At 43.7% G+C, this 5,873-nt stretch carries 7 protein-coding genes and 2 tRNA genes; 4 read left to right on the top strand and 5 right to left on the bottom strand.

Features of this window, described 5'->3' with window-relative positions:
• The 3 genes from JU82_RS09805 to JU82_RS12065 form a co-directional block, all read right to left on the bottom strand.
• Positions 1-259: polysaccharide deacetylase family protein (locus JU82_RS09805; protein ID WP_037950008.1), on the bottom strand; the 259-nt coding region annotated here is incomplete at its 3' end.
• 76 nt (positions 260-335) lie between these two features.
• Positions 336-509, bottom strand: a complete 174-nt coding sequence (locus tag JU82_RS12070) for a hypothetical protein (protein ID WP_294892779.1) — start codon at positions 507-509, stop codon at positions 336-338.
• Positions 509-664, bottom strand: coding sequence for a hypothetical protein (locus tag JU82_RS12065; protein ID WP_294892778.1), 156 nt, complete (start codon positions 662-664; stop codon positions 509-511). Before JU82_RS12065 ends, JU82_RS12070 begins: the two co-directional genes overlap by 1 nt.
• Before the next feature lie 288 nt (positions 665-952).
• Here JU82_RS12065 and JU82_RS09795 point away from each other — a divergent pair, with 288 nt between their 5' ends.
• The 4 genes from JU82_RS09795 to JU82_RS09780 all read left to right on the top strand — a co-directional run bounded on the left by JU82_RS09795 (position 953) and on the right by JU82_RS09780 (position 5,218).
• Positions 953-2,077 (top strand): tyrosine-type recombinase/integrase, encoded by a 1,125-nt coding sequence (locus JU82_RS09795; RefSeq protein ID WP_037950003.1) that lies wholly within the window; start codon positions 953-955, stop codon positions 2,075-2,077.
• 156 nt (positions 2,078-2,233) lie between these two features.
• Positions 2,234-2,935 (top strand): ankyrin repeat domain-containing protein, encoded by a 702-nt coding sequence (locus JU82_RS09790; RefSeq protein WP_037950001.1) that lies wholly within the window; start codon positions 2,234-2,236, stop codon positions 2,933-2,935.
• A gap of 643 nt (positions 2,936-3,578) precedes the next feature.
• Positions 3,579-4,973: a hypothetical protein gene (locus tag JU82_RS09785; protein ID WP_037949999.1), complete on the top strand. Its 1,395-nt coding sequence runs from the start codon at positions 3,579-3,581 to the stop codon at positions 4,971-4,973.
• A complete protein-coding gene (locus JU82_RS09780; protein ID WP_037949998.1) occupies positions 4,961-5,218 on the top strand; it encodes a helix-turn-helix domain-containing protein in 258 nt (85 codons plus the stop codon). The genes JU82_RS09785 and JU82_RS09780 overlap by 13 nt, the downstream gene beginning before the upstream one ends.
• A gap of 98 nt (positions 5,219-5,316) precedes the next feature.
• Here the strand turns inward: JU82_RS09780 and JU82_RS09775 are convergent.
• Positions 5,317-5,391 (bottom strand) — tRNA-Glu (locus tag JU82_RS09775).
• A gap of 21 nt (positions 5,392-5,412) precedes the next feature.
• A tRNA-Lys gene (locus tag JU82_RS09770) sits at positions 5,413-5,488 on the bottom strand.
• Positions 5,489-5,873: the final 385 nt, after the last annotated feature.

Here is a 5,873-nt window from a genome sequence, read left to right as displayed (position 1 = left end):
TCTCGGGATTGGCATCGATCCATCGCGCATTGATGAACAGGGTCGCGGGGATTTTATTGGCGATGAGGTAGTCGATCAGCTCTGCATCGTACTGGGAGCTTTTGGCGCTTCCGCCGCAGGCATCCAACGTCAAGGCGATCTCTTTTTTGTCGCTGGCAAAACGGGTTGTGACCCCCGTGACGTTTTCTCCCCACTGTGTGGGTTCCGCACTCCAAAGAAAAAGGGGGAATAAAAAAGCTATAAACGGTGATTGACGCATTGGCTGTTCCGTAATAAAGTCAGATATGCCATTTTAGCGAAAAGGAGATGCGATGCAGGAGCGTTCCGGCGGAAAACTAGCAGTCGCGCCTACCGCCGAAGATGCAACCGCCGTTTCGGACGAGTTTACGGATGAAAAAGAACAGCGCCCCTGCGGCGAGTACCCCGCTGATGGCGCTTTGGAGCATCAGGCCGTGCAAAAAAAATGCGACCGAGGCAACCCCGAGGAGGATCGTGAGGACAAAGCACATTATTCGGTCTTTTCGCGGACGTAGTCGGCACCCTGATGAACTTTGGTTTTGCTCCAGTCCCAAGCGTCGGAGGTATCTTGTTTGACACCGCTCCACGTAGCGGAACAGCCGGTGATCAGAAATACGGCGAATATGACGGAAAATAAAGATGTCACGGGTTTCCTCGCACAAATATGATGTGCAAAAGTGTAGCGAAAGTGTGTTAACGAAAAGAGGATACCCAAAAGGTAACCTGATGAATCTTAAAGTGGTTGAAAATATGTAATTTAGGAAGTTAAAAGTGGTGACCCCAAGGGGATTCGAACAGACTTTTCTAGCTTTCCTGCCGATTCCTTATAATTCATTTTCCCTAATTAAGGGATATAATGCCTATGTAAATTTCCTCTCGCTATCATACAATATCTAAAGATTGGTCACCCAATAGGTAACCACAGAGGGACTACATGGCGATTATCTTCAAAGACTACGTTCAGGTCACCCATAAAGGCAACGAAATCCCGAACCTGAAAATCCATAAATCGGACGATTCGAAGTTCATGTTCGATCTGCGTATTAACGGCAAGCGCACCCGCAAGACGATTACCGTCAACGGATCAACACGCGGCAAAAATATAGAGCTTGCTAAATTCGCTCTGGATCAGTTCATCGCCGAAGAATCGAAAAAGTCGGCACACTCTCAAAGCCCAACCGCCAGCCCCGATATGACCGTGTCCGAATATTTTAATCGTCTCGTAGAGATCAAACGAAACAACTGGTCGCACTCCCACCAATACGGCCTTACCAACTTCTTCAACAAATACATCAAACCGATCATAGGGGATAAAGCGATCTCCGCCGTCAAGTCCTCCGATCTGACAACCATCGGCGCAAACGTCTCCCACCTATCCAAGCGGATGCAAAAACGGCTTTTGGAAGTCATGAACCCATTGATCGAACTGGCAATCGAAGATGAATCGATCCAAGTCTCCCCGATCAAGAAATCTCACCGTGTAACCCGTAAACTGACCGAAGAGAAAAAAGTGATCCTTAATGCCGTCGATAAATACAAACGGGTACATAAAAGCATTATGACCGTATACCAAGATAACCCTACCATCCGCGCGATGTTGTTGTTCGGATTCTACGGTAGACGCAAAAACGAAGTCCTCTCCCTCAAATGGGAAAACATCGATCTCATAAACAATACGTTTATGATCCCCAAAGAGGAAAGCAAAGTAGGGGTCGATCTGGAGTTCTCCCTTCCCGATGAGATCAAAACCGCTCTGGAAGAGATCGCAACCTATACGGGAAAAGAGGGATTAGTGTTCAAGTCGCCAAGGGGAGGGCAGTACACCGAAATTCGCGATCATATCTATGCAATCCGTACCGATACCAAGATCGAAGAGTTCGGTTTCCACTGGATGAGAAATCTAGCTGTATCAGCACTATCAAGCCAAGGGGTGGATGCGATTCACTTATCATCTTTATTGGGACACACTGATACGCATACCGTGAAACAATATTTATCGCTTCAACGGAAAGAATCAAGCGGAATGGTGCAGGAGATATCTAAGGAATTATTGAAGTAGCAAGAAGTTTCAAAGTTGTTGTTTGATGTAAAACTTACTTGATCCATAGCGCTAAAATACGATTTTTGATCCTGATGAGTCAATATTGATATTTTTAAGTATTTTATTTATTATTGTGTTAATATACACAAATATATTAATTTAATAAGGGCTTATATGAATTTAAAAAGAAGATGTCTAATACTTTTTTTTATTTTAACTTCCTTTGTAACCGTTGCATATGCAGATGCTAATCAAAAAAATCCACATCAAGTGATTAATGAGTTACGCGATAGAATGTATGTTATTGGAGAAACTAGCGGAAAGTTTGATAAGTTTATTGAGGCAGAACATAAAGCAGCTCAAGATATTCATGAATATGCTAGTACTACTACCGATTTAACTGCTCTCATTGAGAAAAACAAGCAAGGGCAAACACCTCTTATGGTAGCAGCATTTATGGGGTATAGTGAAGTTGTGGCAGAGCTGTTGAATTATAATATTGTTAAAGAAAATATCAATGAAGTAAATCCAAAGGGAATATCAGCATGGGTTTACACGAATTTTGCTTTTCGTCAAGCTATGTGGGTATGTAATCCGAGTGTATTTCAAGCCCCATTCACTTTAGTACCTTTGTTAGTGACACAACCTTATTATCAGCAATCTGCAGAAAACCCATATAAAAGAACAAGGCGTTTACTTGAAGAAGCCGGAGCGAAAACTGATATGCTTGCCGTCAAAGGTTTTTGGATGGATACGTGTAAATTACAACAGGACAAGACTCGTAAAAAAGTCGAAAATAGTAAAGATATTCTTGACACAGTTCTTGATGAAGGTGCAGAACAATTTAATCACTTCATGGCAAGTAGGATAAAATAAAAACAAATAAAATGTATTTTATTCTTAAGCTTCCTATTGGGAGATGTAGATAAATCTCTAGCAAGGCGTTAAGTATTTTTTGCTACTTGACACTCTCTCTTAAACGCGCTAAACTTTTCCCGACCCGATCAAACGGGCAAATTAAATTACCGGTTCTTGGAATCGCATCACAAGGTAATAAAAAGCAAATAACGTACAAATACAGTCATATTGGTATATATAGGCATAAATAGCATAGACGTCATAAGAAAAAGCGTGGAGTAACTCGATTAATTCACGAGTGAGATAGAAACGCAATGGAAGACATAGTAAGCACGCAGTAGCCGCAATCAGCCCGCAGAAGCACTCCAGATACACACAGAAGCATATAGACATACTTAAACATTTTATTTATTGTTATTCCGTCCGCCCGCCGCTATTCCCCCCTGCGTGGGACTATGTCCCCATGCAGGGAGTAGGCGGGGCTTGGCCTTTTAAAGACCACCACGGTTATACCGTGGGGGCAACAACGAGCCAAAGAGGTCGTTTGACACGATCAGGCTATCGAGGCGTTAGGATGAAATGGGGGTATTTAGTAATACCCCCTTAGAAATAAAAAATAGGTAAATACTCGCGGCTTTAGGAACCCTATAAAGGGTTAAAAATGAACACTTCTATTACTGCTCCTCTAGGAATGGAGCAAGAAGTATTAAACGGCGTTTCTCCTCTTGGGGATTTCAACTTTGCGACTGCATCGGGGATCGATTCGGTCTATTATTTTATTCAGTCCAACGCGGACTATAAAGAGTTCTTCCACTACGAGGTCTTTTCCAAAGTCGAGCAGGCCAGAGAAGAACACGGCGGATTCATCCCCAAGGGATCGCTAAACATTTCGATCTCGGACGTTTCTTTCGTCTATTTCGGGAAAGAGCAGGGTTTTTACTTCTTCGGCGACGAGGCAGGAGCCTTGCGCGTCGGGTTCAAAGATCCATACACGAATCAAGGCGTTCACGATATACGGGTACAGCTCCAAGGTCTGGGCATTTATGCTTTGGGCGTGGTTCGCTTGCTCGAATACGTCAACGACACGGTTTTAAAAGATATTTCAACCCCGAATTACTTTATCACCCGTGCCGATCTCAATATCTTTTGCCAGTACGATCTGGGAAGCCTGATCGAGCCTCAATGTATCGTTACCCGCAAACGCTCTTTTAAACAAATCATCGGCAATAAAAAGCGGTATGAAACCCTCTACGTCGGTAAGCCTCCCGCTCGGCTTCGCGTCTACGACAAATTCATCGAAACGAATACGAGCTCAGGGAAATTCTACTTTCTGAAAATGTATCTTGAACAGCACGGAATCGAATTTATAAACCCCTTGTGGAACTTTGAGATCGAACTGCACCGCGACTATCTCAAACAGTACAAAATCAGCACGTTGGATGATCTGCTTACCAATGCCGAAATGCTCTTTCAAAAATTCATGGAGCAAGTGCGTCTAATAGACATCATAGCCGTTTTTGAAAGCGGAAGCAGGAGTGCCAATCATCCTTTATGGGATTATCTAGCTCAATCATACCGTTTCAATGCGATCGAGCAAAAAACCGTCCCTCTCGAACGTATAGAGTATGCCCCCAAAGAGCTTACCGCAAACGACTTTATCGAAGAGTTCAAAACGTTGGTTGAAAAATACGTCGAACACTCGGTAACCATCAATCAAGACGAAGTACGGGAAGTATTGCACGAATCTCAATTATGGTTGACCCGTAAGGCCAAAAAGCGGGTTAAACCGTTTATCCCCATCATCTACCAAAGCGGCAAACACAATTATCTGCTTACCCGCAATTTTACCGCCGTCCCCACTCTGCCCAAGTCGCTCGAACACATCGGCGATACACAACTCAATGAACTAGCGGAACTGCTTGCCAAGGCATTGCATCAGGAACTCTCTAAAGAGGATCAGGATATTGCTCTCATCGTCAAACATACCCAAGCGGTCAACATGGAGAAAGAACGCCGAAGAGCAGGGCAGAAGGAATTGGAACTATGGCACAAATAGACCTGATTACCAAAAGCGATCTGATCGCGTTTCAGAACAAAATCATGGAACAGCTAAAAGCCCTGATCCAACCCGAAAAGGAGTTCATTACGGAGGCCGAATTGATAGGCCTCTTTGCGTTCAATAAATCGACATTGGCAAAAATGAGGATGAACGGGGAGATACCGTACTATAAATTCGGCGGAAAGCTCTATTACAAGATCAATGAAGTGAACCGATTGATCGCAAATAATCAAGTGGGATAAAAGATGAAAGAGAAAACTTAAGCTGAAAAGTGGTCACCCAAATGGTCACCTAGTGAACCTTAAAGTGCTTGAAAGTACGTAAAATAGGGAGTTTAAAGTGGTGACCCCAAGGGGATTCGAACCCCTATGGCCAGAATGAAAATCTGGAATCCTAACCATTAGATGATGGGGCCACATAAATGCGGCTAAAAAAGTGGTGTCCCGTGATGGATTCGAACCATCGACCCCCTCATTAAAAGTGAGATGCTCTACCGGCTGAGCTAACGAGACGTAAATAACACCAAAGCGTTTCCAGCAACGTTTTGTGGACGGGAATTATAGCGGATGGATACTTTTTTGTCAATGGTTTTTGAGGAAAATAGAGAATAAAACGAAAAAAACAGATGGGTTGCACCCATTTCATATTCCTGATCTCTCTGCTTTTAGGTACCATAGTGTATTCAAGGGTTTGTAAGCCTTATGCGATAGGAGAGGAAAAAATGGCCTATTATCTTGCCAAAATAGTCATAACGACGCTGTTGATCGTGCTGATTGCCGAAATCGCCAAACGAAGCTCGTTTTGGGGTGCGGTGCTCGCATCGGTTCCCCTCATCTCGGTTCTGGCGATGATCTGGCTGTATGTCGACACCAAAGACATTGCCAAGATCAGCGCCCT

Source organism: Sulfuricurvum sp. MLSB, assembly GCF_000747095.1.
Lineage (GTDB): Bacteria > Campylobacterota > Campylobacteria > Campylobacterales > Sulfurimonadaceae > Sulfuricurvum.
Note: the sequence above shows the minus strand (reverse complement) of the source record. Positions and strands in the feature narration are given on the sequence as shown.